The 24,420-nt window shown below is 58.7% G+C and carries 20 protein-coding genes; 9 read left to right on the top strand and 11 right to left on the bottom strand.

Annotated elements, in window-relative coordinates; translation table 11 throughout:
- Positions 1 to 4: 4 nt before the first annotated feature.
- The 3 genes from RBB47_RS02840 to RBB47_RS02830 all read right to left on the bottom strand — a co-directional run bounded on the left by RBB47_RS02840 (position 5) and on the right by RBB47_RS02830 (position 4,317).
- Positions 5 to 1,267 (bottom strand): DUF3419 family protein, encoded by a 1,263-nt coding sequence (locus RBB47_RS02840; RefSeq protein ID WP_305984226.1) that lies wholly within the window; start codon positions 1,265 to 1,267, stop codon positions 5 to 7.
- A 156-nt stretch (positions 1,268 to 1,423) separates the two neighbouring features.
- On the bottom strand, positions 1,424 to 2,647 hold the full coding sequence (locus RBB47_RS02835) for a L,D-transpeptidase (RefSeq protein ID WP_305984225.1): 1,224 nt from the start codon (positions 2,645 to 2,647) through the stop codon (positions 1,424 to 1,426).
- Between the two features lie 338 nt (positions 2,648 to 2,985).
- Entirely contained in the window at positions 2,986 to 4,317 is a 1,332-nt protein-coding gene (locus RBB47_RS02830) for a dihydroorotase (protein WP_305984224.1), read from the bottom strand.
- Positions 4,318 to 4,488: 171 nt separating this feature from the next.
- Between RBB47_RS02830 and RBB47_RS02825 the strand changes: the two genes are divergently transcribed.
- The 5 genes from RBB47_RS02825 (at position 4,489) to RBB47_RS02805 (ending at position 9,152) form a co-directional block, all read left to right on the top strand.
- Positions 4,489 to 5,373, top strand: coding sequence for a folate-binding protein YgfZ (locus tag RBB47_RS02825; RefSeq protein WP_305984223.1), 885 nt, complete (start codon positions 4,489 to 4,491; stop codon positions 5,371 to 5,373).
- Positions 5,374 to 5,397: 24 nt separating this feature from the next.
- Positions 5,398 to 6,060 carry an HD family hydrolase gene (locus tag RBB47_RS02820; RefSeq protein ID WP_305984222.1) on the top strand — a complete coding sequence of 221 codons (663 nt, stop codon included), beginning with the start codon at positions 5,398 to 5,400 and terminating at the stop codon, positions 6,058 to 6,060.
- A 55-nt stretch (positions 6,061 to 6,115) separates the two neighbouring features.
- Positions 6,116 to 6,622, top strand: a complete 507-nt coding sequence (locus RBB47_RS02815; RefSeq protein WP_305984221.1) for a tyrosine phosphatase family protein — start codon at positions 6,116 to 6,118, stop codon at positions 6,620 to 6,622.
- A 23-nt stretch (positions 6,623 to 6,645) separates the two neighbouring features.
- Positions 6,646 to 7,629 carry an NAD regulator gene (locus tag RBB47_RS02810; RefSeq protein WP_305984220.1) on the top strand — a complete coding sequence of 328 codons (984 nt, stop codon included), beginning with the start codon at positions 6,646 to 6,648 and terminating at the stop codon, positions 7,627 to 7,629.
- Positions 7,630 to 7,985: 356 nt separating this feature from the next.
- A complete protein-coding gene (locus RBB47_RS02805; protein WP_305984219.1) occupies positions 7,986 to 9,152 on the top strand; it encodes a cell wall hydrolase in 1,167 nt (388 codons plus the stop codon).
- A gap of 7 nt (positions 9,153 to 9,159) precedes the next feature.
- On the opposite strand, the gene RBB47_RS02800 is transcribed toward RBB47_RS02805, so the two are convergent.
- The 5 genes from RBB47_RS02800 to nadA form a co-directional block, all read right to left on the bottom strand.
- A complete protein-coding gene (locus RBB47_RS02800; RefSeq protein WP_305984218.1) occupies positions 9,160 to 9,663 on the bottom strand; it encodes a YqhA family protein in 504 nt (167 codons plus the stop codon).
- A 217-nt stretch (positions 9,664 to 9,880) separates the two neighbouring features.
- Positions 9,881 to 10,861, bottom strand: coding sequence for a GlxA family transcriptional regulator (locus RBB47_RS02795; RefSeq protein WP_305984217.1), 981 nt, complete (start codon positions 10,859 to 10,861; stop codon positions 9,881 to 9,883).
- Positions 10,862 to 12,459: 1,598 nt separating this feature from the next.
- Positions 12,460 to 13,323, bottom strand: a complete 864-nt coding sequence (nadC, locus tag RBB47_RS02790) for a carboxylating nicotinate-nucleotide diphosphorylase (protein WP_305984216.1) — start codon at positions 13,321 to 13,323, stop codon at positions 12,460 to 12,462.
- A 13-nt stretch (positions 13,324 to 13,336) separates the two neighbouring features.
- On the bottom strand, positions 13,337 to 14,938 hold the full coding sequence (locus tag RBB47_RS02785; RefSeq protein WP_305984215.1) for an L-aspartate oxidase: 1,602 nt from the start codon (positions 14,936 to 14,938) through the stop codon (positions 13,337 to 13,339).
- A 105-nt stretch (positions 14,939 to 15,043) separates the two neighbouring features.
- Complete coding sequence (gene nadA, locus RBB47_RS02780; protein WP_305984214.1) at positions 15,044 to 16,129, bottom strand: quinolinate synthase NadA; 1,086 nt, start codon at positions 16,127 to 16,129, stop codon at positions 15,044 to 15,046.
- 391 nt (positions 16,130 to 16,520) lie between these two features.
- Here nadA and RBB47_RS02775 point away from each other — a divergent pair, with 391 nt between their 5' ends.
- Both RBB47_RS02775 and RBB47_RS02770 read left to right on the top strand, forming a co-directional pair.
- The gene (locus RBB47_RS02775) at positions 16,521 to 17,756 is read left to right on the top strand and encodes an MFS transporter (RefSeq protein ID WP_305984213.1); all 1,236 of its coding nucleotides are present in this window, start codon (positions 16,521 to 16,523) and stop codon (positions 17,754 to 17,756) included.
- A gap of 132 nt (positions 17,757 to 17,888) precedes the next feature.
- Positions 17,889 to 18,614, top strand: coding sequence for a phytochelatin synthase family protein (locus RBB47_RS02770; RefSeq protein WP_305984212.1), 726 nt, complete (start codon positions 17,889 to 17,891; stop codon positions 18,612 to 18,614).
- Between the two features lie 56 nt (positions 18,615 to 18,670).
- Here RBB47_RS02770 and RBB47_RS02765 read toward each other — a convergent pair whose 3' ends face one another.
- Both RBB47_RS02765 and glyS read right to left on the bottom strand, forming a co-directional pair.
- Entirely contained in the window at positions 18,671 to 19,150 is a 480-nt protein-coding gene (locus RBB47_RS02765; RefSeq protein ID WP_305984211.1) for a GNAT family N-acetyltransferase, read from the bottom strand.
- A 52-nt stretch (positions 19,151 to 19,202) separates the two neighbouring features.
- Complete coding sequence (gene glyS, locus RBB47_RS02760) at positions 19,203 to 21,290, bottom strand: glycine--tRNA ligase subunit beta (RefSeq protein WP_305984210.1); 2,088 nt, start codon at positions 21,288 to 21,290, stop codon at positions 19,203 to 19,205.
- Here glyS and RBB47_RS02755 point away from each other — a divergent pair.
- Positions 21,289 to 21,492, top strand: coding sequence for a hypothetical protein (locus RBB47_RS02755; protein ID WP_305984209.1), 204 nt, complete (start codon positions 21,289 to 21,291; stop codon positions 21,490 to 21,492). The two genes, glyS and RBB47_RS02755, sit on opposite strands and share 2 nt — an antisense overlap.
- Positions 21,493 to 21,544: 52 nt before the next feature.
- The gene (locus RBB47_RS02750) at positions 21,545 to 23,092 is read left to right on the top strand and encodes a bifunctional diguanylate cyclase/phosphodiesterase (protein ID WP_305984208.1); all 1,548 of its coding nucleotides are present in this window, start codon (positions 21,545 to 21,547) and stop codon (positions 23,090 to 23,092) included.
- Positions 23,093 to 23,101: 9 nt separating this feature from the next.
- Here RBB47_RS02750 and gltS read toward each other — a convergent pair whose 3' ends face one another.
- The gene (gene gltS, locus RBB47_RS02745) at positions 23,102 to 24,322 is read right to left on the bottom strand and encodes a sodium/glutamate symporter (RefSeq protein ID WP_305984207.1); all 1,221 of its coding nucleotides are present in this window, start codon (positions 24,320 to 24,322) and stop codon (positions 23,102 to 23,104) included.
- Positions 24,323 to 24,420: the final 98 nt, after the last annotated feature.

The raw sequence follows: 24,420 nt of genomic DNA, 5'->3' as shown, positions 1-24,420 counted from the left end.
TTGTTCAGCCGTTGAATACGTAAAGATGGAAGCCGCCATAAATGGACGACCGGTCCTGACGGCCAAGCTCCAGACTTTCCGCTTCCTCGTACGTCCAGCGATCCAGGATCTCGTCCGCAACACGGCCCGGCAGGAGCGTCGGCTCGGCTGCCGTGCGGAAAATGACCCTGGCACCGGGACGAGCCGTCCTGGTGATTTCAGACCAGAGCGCATTGAGCTGGTGATCGGTCATCCAGTCCTGCGCATCGAGGAGCACATAGGCATCCAGACTGTCATCGGCGGTGGACTGGAGATGCTCGGTGAAGTTCCGATTCAGCACCCGCACCCGTCCGGCACGTTCGCGAATATCGTCAAAATGCGCGCGTTTCAGATAGGGTGGGAGCGGGCCGGACTCGCCCGTCGTTTCTCCGGCTTGCGGGGCATATCCTCTGCCGAATGCTTGCCAGGCAAAATAGTTTTCCTTCATGGAAAAGTCACAGGCCAGCTTTTCCAGGCGGTCGCGCAAAACCGCGGACATGTTGCCATCCGCATTTGCAGACACGAGAGCATCGTATTGGGCGGGCGGGATACCGAGACCATAGAGAGACATTTTCTTGGACGTTGCCCAGCGCACCAGTCGTTTGTCGAACAACGGCGCCAGGGCGGTGTCGAAAAACGTGCGCTGCTCCTCAAGGGACTTGGTCTTCACCATGTATTTCGGATCGATCCCGTAGAGGCGGGCTACGAGGTGGCCAAGCCCGATGCAATAGCCGAGCAGGCCGTGATGATATAGGTCGCGCGAAAAGAGAGTGATGCGCTTGCGGCCCCAGTTGGCAACGTCCCGCCCCTCCCAGTAGGCCACGGTTTCCGGGTCGAGATTGTCTTTCAAGAAGCGATGATAGGCCGCCACATTGGCTTTTTCGTCAGCCTCGCCAAAGAACCGGTAGAACACTTCGTAGTTCGGAAAGTGCTTGGCGGCGGCCAGTTTCAAACGTCCAAGTGCAACATGCGCCCGGTTCAGGTCCACCGCGGTGATCTCGGCAGGATTGGCCGTGAGGTAGGACATTACGTTGCAGCCGCCGGAGGCAATCGTAATCATCCGGGATTGCGGCGTCAGGCGCAGCGCCTTCATGTCGACATCCGGGTCTTCCCAGATCTGGGGATAGACAAGACCCTTGAAAGCGAAGGTGAAGAGGCGCTCCAGAATTCCTTCACGGGAAGTCGCGTCTGAACGGTGCACCGCATTTCTGAGCCGTTTCTTCGAAGCTTCAAGCGTGCTGTGCGCCATTCTTTCCTCCCGAGTCACCCGCGCGAATAAGTTGCCTTCCGATACGTGACCGGTACGACAATTTGGTGACGTTCGGGAAAAAATCTGCACTTATCCGGATAACAAAAACCCCCGCAAACGCGGGGGCTCCTGCTTCTTTGAGACTGTGTGTACAGATCAGCGCGTGATCACGACAAAGTCTGTACCCAATCCGGTGTTGCGCTTGAAACCGCGATCCGTGATCGTCAGCGACGTTCCCGGGGTCAGCATCTTGGACAGCTCCCTGACCACTTTTTCCGGGATCTCGATGCGGTCAAGCAGGTGGTTAGAAGATCCACCCCTGTCGCCTTCCGCGGACACTGCGATCCAGTCGACAGAGTTGTCACCCGGCTCGAAGTCGAGCGCCGTATAGACATGGGTGCCGATCGCCTCGTCCACATTCCTGATCGAAACAGGGGCAGCATAGATGTCGCGGAACTTCCGGCGAACCCGCAGCATCGCGTTTTGCGGTTTCTCGTAACCGGCTTCGGCATAAATGCGAGCAACAAGCGCGTCAGTAATGCTTCCGGTCACCGGAAGGTCGGCACCTTCCTGGTACAGCCGGATCGCGGCGCGTGTCTTGCGGCCGACAACCCCGTCAACCGGACCGGCATTGTAGCCCATCTGGTTGAGCAGCCGCTGCAGCACCCTGTTCTTGCTCGGCGGTTTCTGCGGCGTGATGATCATGCGAAGCGGGCGATCAAAATGCGGGTTCTCCGGCCGTGTTTCCGGCAGGGAGGCCTGCAACGCCGTCGGCTGGAACGCACCGCGCAAGACGGGGTTCGCTTCAAGGGCCTTTTCGGACAGGCTCGCAATTTCCGTTGCCGGCGCATAAGGCTGCGGCAGCACGTCGTGCTGGACCGAACGCGGGTCAGCCGGGTCACGGGTTACGACCACATGCATGCCGCGCTCCGTCATGGAATAGAGCGACTTGGCGAAGGGTCGCGGCAGACGGATGCAGCCATGAGAGGCTGGATACCCCGGCAGTTTGCCGACATGGAGCGCGATACCCGACCAGGTCAGGCGCTGCATGAACGGCATCGGCGCATTGTCATAAAGATTGGAGAAGTGTTTGCGGCGCTTTTCCAGGATCGAGAAGACCCCGGTCGGCGTGCTGTGTCCGCGCTTTCCAGATGAGATGGGCGCAACCTCAATCAGGTCGAGGCCCCTATAGACCTTGATCTTCTGCTCATTCAAGGAAACGAGCATGTGGAGCGGCGGCTCATCAGCCGGTTCGGCCTCGGCCCCAGGCGCAACATCCCGCGCAGCAGCAGACGAAATGGCCGTTACGGACAAGAGTGCGACCGCAAGAAGGCGGTTAAATCCGCCGGTACGCATGACTGAAAACTTCTTTGACAACATCCCTGAGCTCCCCAACGCAAAACCCATAAAGCTCGACGAAAACTCTAGCTAAAACCTTTTTAGATCGGGTTAGGAAACACGGTTACCCATTGGTTTCCCTTGCCCATCCGCAAATTTACTCAATCACCTTAGCCAGCTTCAGGCTGTTATTCACATCACAAAATGTTCGGATGGTTATCAGCCGTGAGGACAATCAGGCAGGAAGGAGCAAAAAATCTTGCTGGCTCGGTCTACCGCGATCAACGACACACCGAGCTTCAACATCATCCTGAAGAAGGCCAAAGGCCTGTCTCGAAGGATGAGGTGTCAGGGTAGCTGGCCAAACCGTGCGAGACGCCTTACCGCCTGATGCCATCCTGAAAGACGACGGCTTCTCCGGTTGACGGCGTTGTCAGTTCACCGTCCCACATGACCCGCGTGCCCCGGACCATTGTGCCGACCGGCCAGCCGGTGACCTCCTTGCCATCATAAGGTGTCCAGCCGCATTTGGAGGCGATCCACTCGTTGCGGATGGTTTCCGTCCGCTTCAGATCAACGATGGTGAAATCCGCGTCGTAGCCAACCGCGATCCTTCCTTTGCGCGCTGTCTGGAAAAGACGCGCCGGTCCGGCGCTGGTCATGTCGACAAATCGTGCAAGGCTCAGGCGCCCGTTGTGAACGTGGTCCAGCATCACCGGAACCAGTGTCTGCACGCCGGTCATGCCCGATGGCGAGGCCGGATACGGCTTCTGTTTTTCCTCCAGCAGATGCGGCGCGTGATCGGAACCGAATATGTCCAAAATGCCTTGTTCAAGGCCCCACCAGAGACGTTGCGAATGACGGGGTTCGCGCACCGGTGGGTTCATTTGCACAAGTGTTCCGAGCCGATTGTAGGCTTCGTCCGTCAAGGTCAGATGGTGAGGGGTCACCTCGATAGAGGCAACATCCTTGTGATCGATCAGGTAATCGACTTCTTCTGCGGTCGACAGATGCAGAATGTGGATCTTTGCACCGGTTTCCCGCGCGATCGCGACCAGTCTCCGGGTGCACTGTAGCGCGGCAATCTCGTCGCGCCAGATCGGGTGCGAGCTCGGATCGCCTTCCACACGTTCGCCCTGACGCTCGCGCAGCCGGAATTCGTCCTCAGAGTGAAACGCTGCGCGGCGACGCGTTGCTGACAGAATGTCGCGGACACCGTCGTCGTCCTCCACCAGGAGATCTCCCGTCGACGAGCCCATGAACACCTTGATGCCGGCAGCGGCCGGCAGGCGCTCCAGTTCAGGAATGTCCTTTACGTTCTCGCGCGTGCCACCCACCCAGAACGCAAAATCGCTGTGCATCCGGTGATGACCGCGCCTGACCTTGTCCGCAAGAGCCTCTTCGGACGTGGTCAGGGGATTGGTGTTGGGCATTTCGAAGACGGTGGTGACACCGCCCATGACGGCAGCGCGGGAACCGGATTCCAGATCCTCCTTGTGTTCCAGCCCCGGCTCGCGGAAATGCACCTGCGTGTCCATCACGCCCGGCAAGACGTGAAGCCCGGTGCAATCAATCACCTCGCCCGCCTGTGACGCGTCGAACGTGCCGATCCCCGCAATCCGGCCATTGCGAACCGCCACATCGCGCGTCCCCTCGCCGTCCTGATTGACCACCGTTCCGGCTTTCAGGATCAGGTCATAGGTCTCGCTCATAGGGCATCCTCCCGCAATGTCTTCATCTGGGCTCGTCATTCATCGGGCTTATACGCGTCCGCTTTCAAAAGAACCAGATGGCGAATACGAATTCCCGGCCTTGTCGTGCTCAGTCAAAACACTTATTTCGCCGGTACGTACAAACGCACCCATTCGATTGAGGAAACTGACTTGCCGGCCGCAAAAATAGCCCACCTTACCGATCGCGCGCTGATCCGGGTCGCCGGTGACGATGCGCACACCTTTCTGCAGAACCTCGTGACGGCGGATATTGACGAGGCCGACAGCAAGGGTGCGGTCCTGTCTGCTCTGTTGACGCCCCAGGGCAAGATCCTGTTCGACTTTCTGATGTACGGCAGCGACGGCGGATATCTGCTCGACACGCCCGCCGAAACGGTAGCCGATCTCCTGAAGCGGCTGACCTTTTACCGTCTTAGGGCAAAGGTCGATCTCGAGCTGCTTGGCGAGGACACCGGCGTGTTCGCTGTCTGGGGCGGCGACATTGACGCAGCCGGCGCCTTGGTCAACGTACCCGATCCGCGGCTTGCGGCACTCGGCAGACGCGTTGTCGCGCCTTTGAGTACATTTCAAAATAACAACGACCATGGCAGCCTTGAAGACTATGACAGCCACCGTATCGTCCTGGGGGTGCCGGAAGGCCTGAAGGATTTCGACTATTCCGACATCTTCCCGCATGATGCGGACCTCGATCAGCTCGGCGGCGTCTCCTTCAGCAAAGGCTGCTATGTGGGGCAGGAAGTGGTTTCCAGGGTTCACCACAGGGGAACGTCCCGGAAAAGGTTTGTGCAGGTGGAGAGCAGCTCTTCCTTGCCCGTCAAGGGGACATCGATCCTCGCAGGCGGCAAGGCCGTCGGCGAACTTGGATCTTCTGCTGCAGAAAACGGCCGGCATGCCGGATTGGCACTGGTTCGTCTTGACAAGGTTGCCCAAGCCAAGGACAACGGCAGCCCTCTTTTATGCGGCGACGTTGAGATCCAGGTAAGTCTGCCTGAGTGGGCATCGTTTTCCTGGCCGGAAACCAGCGCCGCGGACTGAAACCGCAAAAGTGCTCCAGGACCCATGCCTTCTGCCCGTTCCGACACCCCTCCCCGCGCCTGGCAGCGCATGCTATCCGGCAGGCGGCTCAATCTGCTTGACCCGTCTCCGCTCGATGTCGAGATTTCGGACATCGCCCACGGGCTTGCTCGGGTGGCCCGCTGGAACGGTCAAACCAATGGCGACCATGCGTTTTCGGTGGCAGAGCACTCGCTTGTCGTCGAAGACATCGCCCTGAAACTGAATCCGGATCTGTCACCACAGTGGCGTCAAGCGGTGCTGCTGCACGATGCGCCGGAATATGTCATCGGCGACATGATTTCACCCTTCAAGGCAGTGATCGGCGAAGCCTACAAGGCTGTTGAGGCACGTCTGCAAGCGGCAATACATGTTCGCTTCGGTCTGCCGGCCGAGATTCCCCAGATGGTGAAGAAACTGGCGAAGCGCGCGGACATCATCTGCGCCTACTTCGAGGCCGTCGAACTTGCCGGGTTTGAAGAGGCAGAAGCGGCAAAGATCTTCGGTCGGCCGCGCGGCTTTCCGGCGGTGCGCGGCGGCAAACTGCACTATGGTCTTGAGCCGCTTCCCGTGGCCCTGGCTCAGGAAAAATTCCTGCAACGTTTCCATGAGATTGAAAACCTGCGCGAAGCTGGGAACAAACCCAAAAGCAAGCGCGCAAATGCGTGACGTTCAGGACGAATGACCCTACCTTACAGGCAGAAACGAATAACCTGGTTCTGCCATGCTGCACGTATGCTCCCTTTCGAAACTCAATGAGATAGTTGCCGCAACCGGCGCGAAGTCCGTCGTAACCCTGATCAACGCGGAAATGGACGTTCCGACACCGGCAGGCGTTGCACCGGACCGGCATCTTTTTCTTGCCTTCAACGACATCGTGGAGCAGGTGGCCGGATTGACCCCTCCGAACGAGCGTCACGTTGCGGAGTTTCTGGATTTCGTCAGGGCATGGGACCGAACCGATCCGCTTGTCATTCACTGCTGGGCCGGGATCAGCCGCTCCACCGCCGGAGCTTATGTCGCCGCTTGCGCGCTCAGCCCGGAGGCTGACGAATACCGGTTGGCGGAAAGGCTGCGCGAAAGCTCCCCTTCCGCGACCCCAAACGCGCGCATCGTCGCCATGGCAGACAAACTGCTTGGACGCGACGGCCGCATGATCGACGCCATCCGGGGCATTGGCCGCGGTGCCAACGCGTTCGAAGGAACGCCCTTTGTCATGCCGATCGACTGACAGAGGCTTCTTGAGGAGCATTCATGCCGCACGGGCACGCCAGTATCGAAATCGGATTGAACGCGGTGATCGTGTCCGTCGCCGCCGGCATGCCGCAGATCGTTCATGTCAACGATGTTGAAGAAACGGATCTGGACAGCCTGCCATTCGGACCGTTCGACCCGATCCATCACCGGACATTCGATATCGGTCTCAGAAACTGGGTGGAGAACCAGACGGCCCTCAGTCTGGGATACGTGGAACAGCTTTATACGTTCGGTGACCGTGGCCGCCACAGGGTGACCGGAGACGAAGGGCCGCATGTGGTCTCCGTCGGTTACCTCGCGCTGACGCGCCAGACTGCGGATTCAGAAGATATGCTTGCGCGGCATGATTCCGCATGGCGTTCTTGGTACGACTATTTTCCGTGGGAGGACTGGCGCAGTGGGAGGCCGTCTCTTCTTGACCGTGACATTCTGCCGGCATTGAAGACCTGGGCCGAGGCGCCACCACTGGCCGGCGAACCGCCCAAGCCGCTCGGCCGCCAGGAGCGCATCCGTCTTGCTTTCGGAACAGACGCGGCAAACTGGGACGAAGAACGCGCCCTGGAACGCTACGAACTGCTTTACGAAGCTGGCCTTGTTCCCGAGGCCCGCCTCGATGGCCGTCCGGCTGCCCTGGCGAGGCAGAGCCTGCCCTTTCTCGGCGTGACGATGCGGTTCGATCACCGCCGAGTTCTTGCGACCGCCATCTCGCGCCTTCGCGGCAAACTGAAATACAGGCCCGTGATCTTCGAGCTGATGCCTGAAGTCTTCACCCTCACCGAACTACAAACCTCGGTGGAGGCGATCTCTGGCCGTCATTTGCATAAGCAGAATTTTCGGCGGCTCGTTGAAAACGCTGATCTTGTCGAGCCGACCGGTGCAACCTCGACGGCCACCGGCGGACGTCCGGCTGCGCTGTTCCGGTTCCGGCACCAGCTCATGAGCGAACGTCCCGCACCGGGTCTGCGTGTCGGCGGGCGTTAGGGTTCGGACCCCAGGGTAAGAGCCAAGGTGAAATCCACACGCAAGATTAGCAGTTCTGACAGTAAACCACCTGTGATCGGCGTCTAACACTTTGTTGTATTAACCATAATTCACGCCGTTTCAGAAAAAAATTGGCGAAAACCGGTCAATTCCCATCCTATTAACGGTCTTTCAAGGTTAAGCGGACATTCTCAATTGCGGCGCAGCTGTTTACGCAGCGTTAGCGCTATTCGTCCGGCGTCCCGGGACGGTGTGCAACGAGTTGGAGTTGGCTGCGTATGTTTGGCCCAGGTCCCCGCAACAAGAAGCGGTTTTCTTCTAGAGTGACTCAAGAATACGGCCCGGTCCGTGCTCGCATGCGCCGGTTCAAAACTGTGTTGGCAGCGAGCCCCCTGCTCTTTTTCGGTCTGGGCGGATCCGTCGGCCAACAGGACATCTTTGCGCTGATCAACGCGCAGCAGGAACAGTCACCGCGCTGGATGATGGCGCTTGAACCTGCGAACTTCACCTCCAGGATTGCACCGAAACTTGAGCTCGGCACCCCGCCCGGTCCGGACTATACCAACACACCTGTCGTGACGCTGACCTCTGCGGAAAAGGGCTTCAAGGCAAAGCCGCTCTACGGTCTTGAAGAGGTTGTCGTAAGCGTTCGCCCGACCGAAATTCCCGAAACGATCGAAACCAACCAGGGCTCGAAGGGCGACCGGAAGATCACCGTTGCGCCGGACAGGCAGATGGTCGACATGGCCGCTGGCAACGTCTACGCCATGTCGAGCCTGATCTCGAACGAGAAGAAGCACGAAGATCTGCCGCGCGTTGCCTTCGTCAAGCCCCAGCCGCTCGACTCCAATGAAACCAGCCGCCTCGCCGAAGCCGGCAAGGACGGGCTGCTTGAAGGCGGACCGCTGGATCTTCAGAAAGTCATGATGGCGCGCAACGCTGCTGCTGCCAGTTTCTCCCTGGTGTCCGCCTACGCGCCCGACAGCGTCAAGGAAACCAAGGAGCCCTTCGACGCTTTGTTCGGCGCTGCCAAATATGAGCAGGAGCTGCCGCCGCCGGAAGACCCGGACAATCCGCACTGGTGGGCGCAAAAACCGCTTCCGCTTTCCGTCGGCACAAAGAAAGAGCAGCGGTGCCTCGCCGAAGCCATTTATTTCGAGGCCCGCGGCGAAAGCGAAGAAGGCCAGGTTGCCGTTGCCCAGGTCGTGCTGAACCGGGTCAAGAACCCGTCCTATCCGAATTCCATCTGCGGCGTTGTCTACCAGAACAAGCACAAGCGGAACCGCTGTCAGTTCTCCTTCGCCTGCGACGGTATCAAGGACCGGATCTCCAGCAAGGGTGCCTGGAGAACGGCTCAGCGGCTGACCAAGGAAGTTCTGGACGGCAAGCAATATCTGAAGATGGTCGATGCCTCGACCCACTATCATGCGACCTACGTCAATCCGCGTTGGGCGAAATCGATGGCCAAGCGCGGCCAGATCGGGTTGCACATCTTCTACAAGACCTACGCGGGCGGCTGGTAAGAGATCATCAGTCGCTTGACCTGAAGACGTTGGTGACGACGTAAGTCGCCAGCAAAACCAGGTGGAAACCGAACAAGGCCACGACTTGCAGCGTGGTGAGTTGCGAAAACTCCAGCAGTTCGCTGAGCACATGGATCGACGAGATGATAATGATCGTCGAGACGATCCTGTGTTTCATCCGCCGGTAGGCTCTTTCGCTTTCCTGGATATATCCTTCCCCATGCGCCGAGGATTTCAGCCGGAGCGTATTATAGGTGTTGTTCGCCACCATGATCAGCAGGTTGGCGATAAACACCATGTCCAGCAGGTTCAGGATCAAGAGGATGGTCTTCTTGCGGTCCAGAAACTCATAGGTGCGGATTGCGTCGTAGATATCGACGAAAAACGTGATCAGGAACAGGACCATGCCGATGGATAATCCGATCAGCATCGGGATCTGGGCCAATCGGGTCAGCCGATGCGCCAGATCGAAGTCTCTTGAAGGTTCAGCAGCCGGTTTCTGCTCGCTCATCATATCGCTCGTTTAAAGGTTCCCGGGCCAGACGCTAGGACAAAAAACGATCAGACGGAATTACTTAAGTCAATCCGTTTCGCTTTTGAATATTTCGGCTGATTTCAGATTTGTGGCTTTGTGCGGCGGCAAATCGGACCTTCAAATTGAGCGTAACATCCGCGCCCATTTCAGTGAAATCTTCAGCGAAAAACCGGACGGCCATAAGTCTGTCGCGTCAGTTCTTTCGAATCCGTCCGCGGAGCTCCCGGTCCTGGGCCGGGCTCAGACCGTGCGCGGCCCGATAGCGCTTTGAGAAATGCGAACCGCTCGAAAATCCGCAGGCAATGCCGATATCGATTATGCGCATTGAGGTTCGGCGCACCATCTGACGCGCAATATCGAGGCGGATCTTGCTGTAGTATTCGAGTGGTGCGCAATTCAGGTATTTGTGAAAATCGCGCTGGAGCTGACGCGGGCTGACACACATCCGACTGCCGATTTCCTGAAGTGACAGGGGTTCGCTGACATGTTCCGTCATCAGATCGATACAACCACGCAGCTTTTTTGGCACCATTTCCAGATCGTCGCGCAAGAGCGTGTGTTGCCGCTCATCGCCTGAGCGCATGTCGTGATGAAGCGCAATGTCCGCGACATCGCTCGCAACGGCACTGCCATGTACTTCGGCGATGAACCCGACCATCAGATCGATCGCAGCAGTGCCACCCGCGCATGTCAGAAACCGTCCGTCGGCCTGAATAAGGTTGTCGACCAGATGGGCTCTTGGAAACAGTTCCCTGAAAAGGTCGGCATATTCCCAATGGATCGTGCAGGCACGGCCATCGAGCAATCCAAGGTCAGCCAGAACATAGGCGCCGGTGCAAATACCGGCGACACCGTCAACGCGCTTTGCCAGCTGACGGATCAGTGCCTTTTGCTTCGGGGTCAACCGGACGCGTTCCACATCGTCGCTGCTGCAAACGGCCAACAGGTCTGCGTGCGCAATTTGGTCAAGCGCGCAATCGGCCCGCATCACGCTGCCATTGCTGGCAATCGCATCGAGCCCGTCAACGGTGCAGCATCTGTAGTTGAAGGAGTTGTGCTTCAGCACCTTGTTGGCAATTCGAAGCGGCTCGATCGCGGACGCAAAGGAAATCAGGGAAAAATTCTCTAACAGAAGGAAGCAGACGTCCACGGTCGCCGCGTCAGATCGGCTCACGCTCCCATTTCCACCCGGCGCTCCGGTGCTGTCTTGTCGAGTGTCCTTGAGCGTTGCGATACCGTATTGCCTCCCCGCCCCTGCGGCTCGTGTCTTCTGCCATAGGGTTAGCCGAAGACACAAATTGCTCTTTTGCAGACTGACTTACTCCGGCGGACAAGTCGAGGGAAGGACGCGTGTTTGCGCATTCGGGCAACCGCGCGAGACTGTTTGGCCAAAAAGGTGAAACAGCGAGCAGAGAACTGGCGCTCAACCTACCGGGACCTGCACACATCCTGGCACTGTGCCCCCACGGCTCAAGGCCGGGGAGGCATGGGATTTGCGGGCGATAGCGAGAGAGAGATGACATGCGCCCCATTCTGCGTGTCACCCCGGACGCAGCAGAGCGGAGATCCGGGGCCTACTCGTTTGCAGAGAAAATGTTGTGATCCGTAGTAACGCCGCAGCAGACGCAAACCCTTCGGCAAGTTGACCGGCGAGTGGGCCCCGGCTCAAGGCCGGGGTGACGGTGTGTATGTTTGGCTCGCACGCTCAACAAACCGCCAGTGCCGTCCCGGACCTGATCCGGGATCTGCACCTTTCTTGTGTTTGACCCCGGCTCAAAGCCGTGGAGGCAACGAGGGGGCAGTGAGCTGCGTGCAATCCTGGTGTCATCCTCGACTTGATCGGGGATCCAATCCACCTTGCAACAAGCGTCCTGTTCGGTTCATTGGGGTCGCGTGCGCCGAACTCACACAAAGCGACTCTGCAAACGAGTAGATCCCCGATCAAGTCGGGGATGACCCGAATGTTTGTTTCTCGCGCGCTCAACAACCCCCCAGTGCCGTCCCGAACCTGATCCGGGACCTGCACCGCACTTGCGTTTGACCCCGGCTCAAGGCCAGGGAGGCATGGGATTTGCGAGCGACAGCGAGAGAGAGATGACATGTGCCCCATTCTGCGTGTCACCCCGGACGCAGCAAAGCGGAGATCCGGGGCCTACTCGTTTGCAGAAAGAGTGTTGTGATCCGTGGCCCTGCCTCAACCGATGCAGACCCTTCGGCAAGTTGGCCGGCGAGTGCGCCCCGTCTCAAGGCCGGGGTGACGGTGTGTGTGTTTGGCTCGCGCGCTCAACAAGCCGCCAGTGCCGTCCCGGACCTGATCCGGAATCTGCACCGTTCTTGTGTATGACCCCGGCTCAAAGCCGTGGAGGCAACGAGGGGGCAGTGACCTGCGTTCCATCCCGGTGTCATACCCGACTTGATCGGGGATCCAATCCACCTTGCAACAATCGTCCTGTTCGGTTCGTGGGGTCGCGTACGCCGAACTCACACAAAGCGACCCTGCAAACGAGTAGATCCCCGATCAAGTCGGGGATGACACCAGGTGTGTTTGGCTCGCGCACTCAACAAACGCCTAGCGCCATCCCGGACCTGATCCGGGATCTACACACATCGACCCACTGTGCCCCGGCTCATCGCCGGGGTGACGGTATGCGTGTTTGGCTCGCGCGCTCAACAAACCGCCAGTGCCGTCCCGGACCTGATCCGGGATCTGGGTGATTCACGGTGTATCTCGAACCGCTTTCGTTTGGTGGCCAAATGACGTCGCGCGTTTCGTCACGCAATCTCGATATCGAGACCGAGATCAAGGACCGGGGCGGAGTGGGTAATCCAGCCGGATGAAATGAGGTCCACACCCGCCTCTGCCACCGCCTTGACCGTGTCGAGCTCAATGCCGCCTGAGGCCTCCAGCAGCGCGCGGCCATCGGTTATCGCGACCGCCCTGCGGAGCGTCTCGGGCGGCATATTGTCAAGCATGACGACATCCGGCCCGGCATTCAAAGCCTCCTGAAGCTGCTCAAGCGTGTCGACCTCTACCTCGATCTTTACAAGATGACCGGCAAAGGATTTCGCCGCCTCGACTGCTTTTGCGACACCGCCGGCAACCGCGATATGATTGTCCTTGATCAGGATCGCATCATCGAGACCGAAGCGGTGGTTCGATCCGCCGCCACATTTGACCGCGTATTTCTCAAGGGCGCGCAAGCCCGGCGTGGTTTTGCGCGTGCAGACGATCACCGCGCGCGTGTGGGCAATCCGATCAGCGAAGTGCGATGTCGCCGTGGCAATGCCGGAGAGATGACCGAGAAAATTCAGCGCGACACGTTCAGCAGACAGCAGCGCCCGTGCCGGTCCTTCGATCCTGGCGACCAGGTCGTTCGGCGTCAGACGATCGCCATCCTGTTTCAGAGGTTCGAACGACAGCATTGCATCCGTCTGGCGGAACGCGCTTTCCGCCAAGGCCAGCCCTGCCAGAGCTCCCGGCTTGCGTGCGGCGATGACGGCGGAAGCACGTGCCTGCCTTGGCAAGGTGGCCTGGCTTGTAACGTCGCCGGCGCGGCCCCAGTCCTCAAGAAGAGCCGCCTTCACGGCGTCATCAACCATCAGCTTTGGAAGGTCGGGAAGTCGGGTGTCACTCATACCGTCTCCTGGGTCAGGCCGTTTCCAGGGCTTCGGCCGTGATTTCTTCGACTTCTTTCAGGCTGGTGTAGGACCGGCGGGCCATATCCGGGTTTTCTTCCGGGAAGTCATTGCGGAAATGTCCACCTCGGCTTTCCTGGCGCTTCAGCGCGGCAGCTGCAATGATCTTGCCGGCGACCATCATGTTCCTGATGGACTGGCGCACGCAGATTTTTTCCGCACTCGAGATTTCGGCAAGTGCAGTCTTCAGACCGGCAGCATCACGCAGAACACCGACATTTCGGGACAGGGTTTTTCGCAGAATGCTGATCGCCTCGCGCTCTTCGGCGTTGCGCTGGCTGGGCAACCCGGGTGCATCATCCATCGTGTCCCAAAAGGCGCTGCGGGGCGTCGGCATCAGGCCCTGGATGTCCTCGGCGATGCGTGCTGCAAAAACAACCGCTTCCAGCAGGGAATTCGACGCCAGGCGGTTCGCTCCATGTGCACCTGTCGAGGCCACTTCTCCGGCCGCCCAAAGACCATCGAGCGACGTGCGTCCGTTCGCATCGGTCAAAACGCCGCCCATGTGATAGTGCTCTGCGGGCGCGACCGGGAGCGGTTCTTTTTCCGGATCGACGCCCGATGCAGTCGCGGCGGCGTAAACGGTTGGAAATTCTTCCTTGAACTTTGAGCCGATGGCTTCCCGGCAATCGAGAAACGCGCCGCGGCCTGCGGCTATTTCCCTGTAGATTGCACGGGCGACAATGTCTCGCGGGGCAAGCTCCAGATCCGGATGCAAGCCCTCCATGAAGCGCTCGCCGGCCTTGTTGACCAGAATGGCGCCCTCCCCGCGCAGAGCCTCAGTCGCCAGCGGTGACGGATCCTTGCCGACATCAAGGGCAGTCGGATGAAACTGCACGAACTCAGCATCTGCAATGACGGCTCCCGCGCGTGCTGCCATGGCAAGGCCGTGTCCGTTCGCCTCGTGCGGATTGGTGGTCATTGCATAAAGGTGACCGACGCCGCCTGAGGCCAGGACAACGGCCTTTGCGGGAAAGGCAAGTCGCGTGATGCCGCCGCGGCGGCGGGCCAGGACACCGGTTACATACCGGCCTCCGCCCAAGAAACTTTCACCGATGTAGCCTTCCAGGACACGTACGGACGGCGTATTCCGAACTGCCACGACCAACGCATCCATGATGGCCTTCCCGGCCATGTCACCACGCACGCCAACAACCCTGCTGTGGGAATGCGCCGCTTCGCGCGAGAGCTGCAGGCGTCCTTCAAGATCCTGATCGAACGGCACGCCGTAAGACAGAAGATCGCGCACGCGATCACTGCCTTCGCGGGTCATCTGATCGACGATCTTCGGCTCGCAGATGCCGGCCCCGGCTATGAGCGTATCGTCCCGGTGTTTTTCAACCGAATCCTGCTCGGAAATGGCCGCGGCAATTCCGCCCTGGGCCCAGGCAGACGAGGCGCCCTCGCCTATCGGCGCGTTGGTGATGACGGTGACAGGCCGCGGGCTCAGTTTCAGGGCGCAAAAGAGACCGGCAAGACCGCCTCCCAGAATGACGACGTCATCCACATCCTTGCCGATATAGGCAGGTGCAAAATCATCAACCGACACGGCCATTGGAAACTTCCCGGAACAGTTTGGGCATTGCCCGAATGACTTTCCGGGCCAGGGATGTAATCCCAGCCCGGAAAAGACGTATTGCGCGGATTACACCAATGATGGTCAAATTTTCAAGTTGATCATCCGCTCGACCGCCGTACGGGCACGATCGGCAACGGCAGGATCGACGATTACCTCTTCCTTCATCTCGACAAGGCTGTCGAGGATCTTGCCCAGCGTGATGCGCTTCATGTGCGGGCACAGGTTGCACGGGCGGATGAAGTTCACATCCGGCGTCTCGCTGGCAACATTATCCGCCATGGAGCACTCGGTGACCATCATAACCTTTTCCGGCCGCTTGGTCTTGACCCAGTCGATCATGTGCGCGGTGGACCCGGCAAAGTCCGCTTCCGCGACCACATCCGGCGGACATTCCGGGTGAGCGATGATTTTCACGTCAGGATCGATCTGGCGGTAGTCACGCAGCTCTTCAGCCGTGAAGCGCTCGTGCACCTCACAGGCACCGTCCCAGATCAGCACCTCGACATCGGTCTTGTTGCCGACATTGGCGGCCAAGTATTTGTCCGGGATCAGGAAGACCCTGTCGACGCCGAAGCTCTCGACCACCTGAAGTGCGTTGGAAGACGTGCAGCAGATATCGCATTCCGCTTTCACATCCGCCGACGTGTTGACATAGGTGATAATCGGCACCCCGGGATTGCGCTGCCTGAGCGCCCGCACATCGGCGCCCGTGATCGATTCAGCCAGCGAACAGCCTGCGCGCATATCCGGGATCAGCACCGTCTTTTCCGGGCTGAGGATCTTGGAAGTTTCGGCCATGAAATGCACGCCACACTGAACAATCACCTCGGCGTCCGTCCGCGTCGCCTCAATGGCAAGCTGCAGGCTGTCACCAAAGATATCCGCAACACCGTGAAAGATGTCAGGTGTCATGTAATTATGGGCAAGAATGACCGCATTACGCTCTTTCTTCAGCGTATTGATCGCATGGATGGTCGGCGCCAGTGCCGGCCACTCGATCGCGGGAATGATGTGCTTGACCTTCTCGTAGATCGGCGCGGTCGCCTCGGCGACTTCCGGCGTATAGCTCAGGTCCGGACGCTCAACACGTCCGTAGCGCTCCAGCGCTGTCAGGCCGGTCGCAATCGGTTCGTTCGCCGCAAAGGCTGTTTGTTGGGCTAAGGTCATGGCGCCCCCTCCTGTAAGCAGGCTGAAACCGGCGTTTCAGCTCACAGACTAAATATACTCAATCTGAGCATAAACCCCACAAAAGAAAACGGGCGCAATGGCCCAGACCCTTTTGCTCTTTCAGAGTTTATATAATCGGATGTTGCTCAAAAATCCATCGTTTTCCGGTCAAATCTCCGAAATTAAATTTTTCCCTTTTTCTTTCAGCAGGTTACGTCTGACACTTCTGCCTACACCATAGCCAGCTAACCAAGGCGGTCACTAGCGCCCCGCCAAAAACCGCTCAGCGACATAAATTCATTCTGTTTTTTGATCTTTCGATCAAAAAATGGCGTTTTACCATTTCAAGTATGCGGCTATCTTGTCGGCAACTCTCGATATGAGGTCCTTGATGACTGCAGCATCCACTCCAGCCCGCACCGGCCCAAATGTACCGCTGATAATCGTGTGCGGCTGTTTGATCGCACTGATTTCCTTCGGGCCCAGGTCGGCGATGGGGTTGTTCTTTCAACCCATGACGGACGCCAGGGACTGGAGCCGTGAGCTGTTCGCGCTCGCTGTCGCGATCCAGAACCTGATGTGGGGCATCGGGCAACCATTCGCCGGCATGATCGCGGAACGGTTCGGGACCTGGAAGAGCATGACGCTGGGTGCGCTCATGTATTGCGCCGGCCTGCTTTTGATGATTGATGCGCAAAGCGCGGTGGCGCTTCATGTATCTGCCGGTGTTCTGATCGGTCTGGGAGTGGCTTTTTCGTCCTTCTCGCTGGTTCTTGCAGCCTTCGGCCGGTCTGTTTCGCCCGAACAGCGCTCGCTTGCTTTCGGTATTGGCACGGCCTCGGGCTCGCTTGGACAGTTTCTTTTCGCTCCTTTGGGCGCCACGCTGATCGAGCACATGGGTTGGCAAAACACACTGGTCATCTTTGCCGGACTGATTGCAATAATTCCCCTTCTGGCCATAGCGCTTCGGGGCAAGTCGGAAGCACCGACCGACGCCAGCGCGGGCGCTGACCAAAACCTGAAGGCCGCCATTTCTGAAGCTTTCGGAACCCGCGGGTTCATACTCCTGACCATTGGCTTCTTCGTTTGCGGCTTCCATGTCGCCTTCATCACCGTGCATCTCCCACCCTACATTGCAGACCTCGGTCTTGATCCAAGCTGGGGAGGCTGGGCGATTGCAATCATCGGGCTTTGCAACGTCTTTGGCGCGTTGGCCTCCGGCGTCATAGGCGGGCGGTACTCGAAGCCGATTTTGCTGTCTTTGATCTATCTCGGCCGCGCGATCGCGATTTTCGCGTTCATCATGCTGCCGGTCACACCGGCCTCCGTCCTGATTTTCTCGGGTGTCATGGGCTTCCTTTGGCTCTCGACTGTGCCGCCAACATCGGGGCTCGTCGCCGTGATGTTCGGACCACGCTACATGGCGACCCTGTTCGGCTTCGTGTTTCTCTCCCACCAAATCGGCGCGTTCCTTGGCGTCTGGCTCGGTGGCAGGCTCTATGACGAGACAGGATCCTATGACGCCATCTGGTGGTGCGGCATCGTGCTTGGCATTCTGGCGGCGATCATCCACTGGCCGATCGAAGAAAAACCTGTGCCGAGACTGGCGCAACAGGCCGCCGAGTAATAGCGCGGGGTTGTTTCTCCGCGGAGCCGATATCTGATTGGCAATAAATTCCGTAAGGGAAATCTAATGCCGTTTCCGGGGCGGCCCTGCTAACATTCGCCTTGTCGGTTCTCACCAACAGGGAGGAATGTCATGTACCGGATTGCCCTGAAAATTGCGGCTGCAACGCTTATCTGTTTGTCCCATGCGCATGCACAGACGAAGCCGCTGCCGGACAGCCTGATCGACCTGACGAGTCCGGAGGGTCAGTCTTTGCTGATAGGCGCTGAGGCGAACAACGACTATTTCCCCCTGAGCATTCATTTCACGACCCAGGACAATCCCGCCTATTGCGGTCCGGCGACCATCGCGATGGTCCTGAATGCGTTGAATGTGCCACGCCCAGCCTCGAAAATGACGCTTGGGCTCGGGATGTTCGACCAGAAGAATATTTTCACTCCGGCGGCCGCTTCGGTGAAGCCGGCGGAAGCAATTGTCAATCCGCCCTACGGGATGACACTTGATGAACTTGGCGGCGTTTTCGCGGCGCACGACCTTGACGTCAATATCGTTCACGCAGCGGATTCCGATCCGGACACCTTTCGCCAGACTGCGATCGACCTCCTGGAAAAGGACGACAATTTCGTGATCGTCAATTACCTGCGCAAGTCCATCGGTCAGGAGACCGGCGGACACCACTCGCCGTTGGCGGCCTATGACGAGGACACGGACCGTTTCCTGATCCTTGATGTCGCGCGCTACAAATATCCGCCGGTCTGGGTCGATGCCGCAACGCTGTTCGACGCCATGAATACGGTCGACAAGGACAATGACGGCAAAACACGCGGGTATCTGACCGTTAGCCGGAACTTGCAGTAAGCGGCGAACAGCGGCAAGCGGTTATGCGTCTCCCCGGACGACGCTGCAAGAAGCGCTTAGCCCGGTGCGAAGCGCTTTGAAACCGCTTCGTCAGTGGAACGATATTCCGCAAAACCCATGCTGCCGTAATATGCCAACCCGCCGCTGTTTTCCCTGCGGATTGTCGCATCGATAAAACGCACGCCGGCATGCGTTGCCGCAGCCGCTGTGCGTGCGAACAACTTGCGACCAATTCCCTGGCCGTGCGCGTCGGGATCGACATAGGTTGCGATCACCGCCCAATCTGCAGGCAACTTGTGATCGCCTTCCCACTCCGGATCGCACCACAACAGTGCCTGAAATCCCCGACAGCCTTGTTCGTCGACAGCCACGTGACAGCATATGCCGAGGTTCGGTGGCAGAAATTCGCTTCTGATTTTCTGCGCGTCGAACGGTTCCCGATAGCCCGTCGTACCACCAATTGAAATGATCCGGTTGATCAGCAGAGCCATATTGTCTGTGTCTTGCGTCGAAGCGGTTCGGATCTCGATCGGCAATGTAACCTCCCGCGCCGATCAGATCGGCATTTCAACGTGCACCGTGATCAGCTCAACCGGCCACTTTTGAGAAATCGGCAACGACGTGGGTCGCGTCGCGGATTTCGCCGAGCAATTGCAGGCGGTTCATCCTGAGCGCCGGGTCATCGGCATTGACCAGAATATCCTCAAAGAAGCGGTCGACCGGAGCCCTCAGTTTCGAAAGAGCTTCCATGGCGCCCTCGAAATTCTCGGCAGCAACCGCTTCGGCAGCTTCGGCACGAGCCGTGTCGATCGCGGACGCAAGGTCAATCTCCGCCTGCTCGCGGAAATGATCGGCGTGCGGTTTGCCGCTGACTGGAGCACCGTCCTTCTTTTCTTCCGCTTTCAGGATGTTGACCGCGCGCTTGTATCCTGCAAGCAGATTGGCGCCATCGTCCGACGACACGAAGCTGCCGAGCGCTTCGACGCGCTTGACCACCATCAGGAGATCGTCCTGGCCGTCCAGCGCGAAAACCGCATCGATCAGGTCGTGACGTGCGCCCTCGTCCTTCAGGTGCACCTTCAGTCGGTCTCCAAAGAAGGAGAGAAGATCGGTGACCAGCGAACCGGCGTCAGAAACCTCCACCTCTATCGGCCCGAGCGCTTCCCGGATCACATCTCCCAATTTGATCCTGAGATTGTTCTCCAGAATGATCCGGATCACGCCGAGTGCGGCGCGGCGCAGAGCATAGGGGTCCTTGGAGCCCGTCGGTTTTTCGTCAATGGCCCAGAAGCCTGCGAGCAGGTCCAGCTTTTCGGCGAGGGCGACGCTGACGGCGACCGGGTCGGTCGGCACGCTGTCGCTTGGTCCCTGGGGCTTGTAGTGTTCCTCGATCGCAGTCGCGACCGATGCGTCCTCTCCCTGTGCTGCGGCATAGTAGCGGCCCATCAGTCCCTGAAGTTCCGGGAACTCGAACACCATATTGGACACGAGATCGGCCTTGGCGAGTTCGGCGGCCCGTTTCGCTTTTTCCGCGTCTGCGCCGACTACAGGCGCAAGATCTGCGGAAAGCGTCATAAGGCGTTCCACCCTTGCGCCGACGCTGCCAAGCTTTTCGTGGAACTTCACGCCATCGAGTTTCGGCAGATTGTCCGACAGCTTGGATTTCAGGTCCGTTTCCCAGAAAAAGCGGGCATCAGAAAGGCGTGCCCGAATGACCTTCTCGTTGCCCGCCACAATCAGTTTGCCACCGTCGTCGGCAACGATATTCGAGACCAGCACGAACCGGTTGGCAAGGCGCCCCGTTGCCGGGTTCTTGAGAACGAAGCACTTTTGATTGACGCGAATGGTGAGCTGAATGCACTCGTCCGGAATGTCCAGAAAGTCCTCGTCGAAACTTCCAGTCAGAACAACCGGCCACTCCACGAGACCGGCAACTTCCTCCAGAAGCCCGGGATCTTCCACCAGTTCCAGTCCCAGCGCGAGAGCACGGTCCTTGGCGTCATTCAGAATGATCTGCTTGCGCCGGTCAGCTTCCAGCACGACCTTGTGCTTTTCCAATCCGGTTGCATAGTCGTCAAAGCGGCGCACGTCGAACGCTTCATCGGCCAGGAAACGGTGGCCGCGCGTCGAATTGCCTGATCTGATGCCATCGAATTCGAATGGGACCACGTCGGGTTCTTCCGTTTCCGGACCGAATGTCGCGACGATTGAATGCAGCGGACGCACCCAACGCGTGGGTGTTGCCCCCCAGCGCATGGATTTCGGCCACGGGAATCCGCGCAGGATGCCAGGCATGAATTCGGCAATGATGTCGAGTGCGGACCGACCCGGCTTTTCAATCACGGCAACATAGAAGTCGCCCTTTTTCGGATCGTTCTGAATGCTCGCGTCGTCAATGGAAGAAAGCCCGGCGCCGCGCAGAAAGCCCTCAACGGCTTTGTCCGGCGCGCCGACTCGGGGCCCTTTACGTTCCTCGCGAGTCGCAGCCGAGCCTGCCGGAACGCCGGCAACATGCAAGGCAAGGCGCCGCGGTGTGGCAAAAGCCTTGGCGCCCTCATACGGCAAGCCCGCCTCCACCAAAGCATTGGTCACAAGCGATTTGAGGTCTTCGGCCGCCTTGCGTTGCATACGGGCCGGAATTTCTTCGCTGAACAGTTCAAGCAGAAGATCGGGCATGGAAATCTGGGCCTTCGGTCTTGGTGGAATGGGTCTGGAAACAGCAGTGCGTCCGTTAGCAAGTCAGCAGCCTCTTGTCACCCCTTTTCCCGAATTCATCACGGCCGCCACCCTCGGCACAAATACCAATTATTTAGCAGAGCTTTGCTTCACTCTTCTTCAAGGAATACATGCGAAAGTATTGAACTTACAAAGTAGTTAGTTGTAACGGGACGAAATACGTGATCAACCGGGTAGCCGCAGGCGGTCGCATCATGGCACGCCCTCTGGCCGCGCTTATCGCCGCGGTAATAGTAAGCTATGCCGTGTTGAACTTCATCCCGCGCCTGCTTCAAGACAATCGCGAAGACAGCAGCCACCTGATCTACGATGCCGCGACAGGCCTTTTCATGGCCATTGCCCTTGTCGGTCTGCTTTACGGGCTTTGGGCAACCCGGCGGCTTCGCAAGGAACTGAACGCACGTTCTTCTGAACATTCCGAAGCGCTCGCCATGGCCCAGCACGACGCGCTGACAGGCCTGCCCAACCGCCGGCGTCTTCTGGAAGCGTTCAACGATCTCAGCCGCGATGTGAAACAGGACCACTTTCGCGCTGTCATGATGCTTGACCTCGACGGGTTCAAACCGATCAACGATGTCTATGGCCACGCATTCGGTGACAACCTGCTGCGCAGCTTTGCCGACCGCCTCGCAGAAATCGTCGGCAAGGATGGTATCGTTGCGCGCCTCGGCGGTGACGAATTCGCCCTGGTGTCACCCGTCTTCCAGGACAAGTCGGAGGCATCCGGCTTCGCCCGCAGGCTGTTGACGCGCATCAGTGACCGCTTCGAATTCGGCGAACGCCAGATCTCCATCGGCACCGGCATCGGCATTGCGCTTTATCCCTATGACGGACACGCAATCACCGAGCTTTTGCGGCGTGCAGACATTGCACTTTACCGCGCCAAATCCTCCGGCCGGTCCACCTACCGTTTCTTCGAAGTGGACATGGATGCGTCGATCCTGCACCGGACACTTCTGGAGCAGAGACTGCGTCGTGCGATCGAGGATGAAGAGGTCAAGGTGCACTACCAGCCCATCCTGGACATGGATAAAGGGCGGATCGCTGGGTTTGAAGCATTGGCCCGCTGGTCGGACAGCGATTTTGGCAACGTGCCGCCGACGCAATTCATACCGATCGCTGAAGACTGCGGCATCATCTCCGAGCTGACACGTCATCTGCTCGCAGGCGCCTGCAAGGTTGCTCAGAGCTGGCCGGAAGAGCTTTATCTTTCCTTCAATCTTTCTCCGGTGCAGCTTCAGGATCCAGCACTGCCGACACAGATCCAATCCATCCTGGAAAGCTGCGGCTTTCCTGCCAGCCGCCTGGTGCTGGAGATCACGGAAACATCGCTGGTCAAAAACCCCGAAGCCGCAAAACGTATCTTGAGCGAACTGACCGAGACCGGGATCACCATCGCACTCGACGATTTCGGGGCCGGCCACTCCTCATTGAGCTACTTGAGGGACTTTCCGATCAAGAAAGTGAAGATCGACAAATCCTTCACCGAACGCATGCTAACAGACAAGCAGTGCGCGGCCATCGTGGAAGCCGTTCTGGTCCTGTCCAGAGGGCTCGACATCGATGCGGTCGCTGAAGGTGTCGAACGCGGTGAGGTGCATGAAGCCCTGAGTTCAAATGGCTGTCACTACGGCCAGGGTTTTCTCTACGCCAGGGCGGTTTCAGCAGAAGAGGCTGCAGACCTGCTCCGCTCTCAGGCCGATGGCCAGTTGCCGTTTTCAGAACATACCAACGTCGCCTGACCCGTCCGGTTATCTACCCAAAAACAAGAGAATAATGACTGCATTGGCCAGGTCGACGAAAAAGGCCGAGACCAACGGCAGGATCAGGAAGGCCTGGGTCGACGGTCCGTAACGCTTTGTGACCGCGGTCATATTGGCAATCGCGGTCGGCGTGGCGCCCAGCGCAAATCCCGCAAACCCGGACCCGAGCACGGCAGCGTTGTAGTCCCTGCCCATAAGGGGGAACAGCACCAGGATGATGAACAGCGCGGCAACAACGATCTGCGTGACGAGGATCAGCATCATCGGGCCGGCCAGCCCGGCGATCGTCCACAATTGCAGGCTCATGAGCGACATTGTCAGGAAGATCCCGAGCGCAAGGTCGGAAATGACCGCTAGCGACCGGCTTCGGGCCGGCCAGGTCATTTTACGAAAGACGAGCGGAACCGAATTGGACAGCAGGATGCCGCAGAAGAGGCAGGTGACGAAAACAGGAAGGTCCAGTCCGATCCCGGTCTTGAGCGCTTCTTGCAGCGCAACGCCAAGCGCAATCGCAATGTTGAGAACGAGAATGGATCTCATCAGGCCCGTATGAGTGACGTTGGTCCCGATCTCCTTGTCGGTCTCAATACCGATCATCGGGTCTTCCTCTGGCCTGTTCGGGTCCGGTTTCGCACCTCTTCGCTCAATCAGATAATTGCCGACGGGACCGCCCAGCAAGCTGGCGGCGATCAGTCCGAGTGTCGCCGTCGCTGCCCCAATCTCGACTGCACCGACGACACCGTAATCGCTGACAAGCCTCGGCCCCCAGGCAATTGCGGTGCCGTGCCCGCCGACCAGTGAGATCGTGCCCCCCAGAAGACCGAAGCCGACCGGTAGCCCCAACGCCACCGCGATACCGCTTCCGACCAGATTCTGGAGCACCATGTAGCCGACGGTGAGGCAAAGCAGCACAAGCAGAGGCTTCCCCCCCTTGGCCAGATCGGTAAATCTGGCGTTCAGGCCAATGGTGGTGAAAAACACAAAAAGCAGATAGTCGCGGGACTGAAGCGAAAAGGCGATTTCCGTGCCGAGAACGAGAAAAACCACCAGCGCGAGGAAGGCAACCAACAATCCGCCGGAGACCGGTTCAGGAATATTGTAGTGGCGCAGGAAGGCGATTTTCTTGTTGAGCCGGACGCCCAGAAAATAGACGAGAATCGCAAGGTTGAAACTCACAAACTCGTTCAGCGAGAGCGTATCGCCTGCCATCGTTCGCCCCTTCTGTGCGCCAGTCTATTGTCTCAGCTTAGGTGAGTTGCAGGCGATTACCAACCGCCGCCACCGCCACCGCCGCCGCCACCGCCAGA

Source organism: Roseibium sp. MMSF_3544, from assembly GCF_030732845.1.
Lineage (GTDB): Bacteria > Pseudomonadota > Alphaproteobacteria > Rhizobiales > Stappiaceae > Roseibium.
Note: the sequence above shows the minus strand (reverse complement) of the source record. Positions and strands in the feature narration are given on the sequence as shown.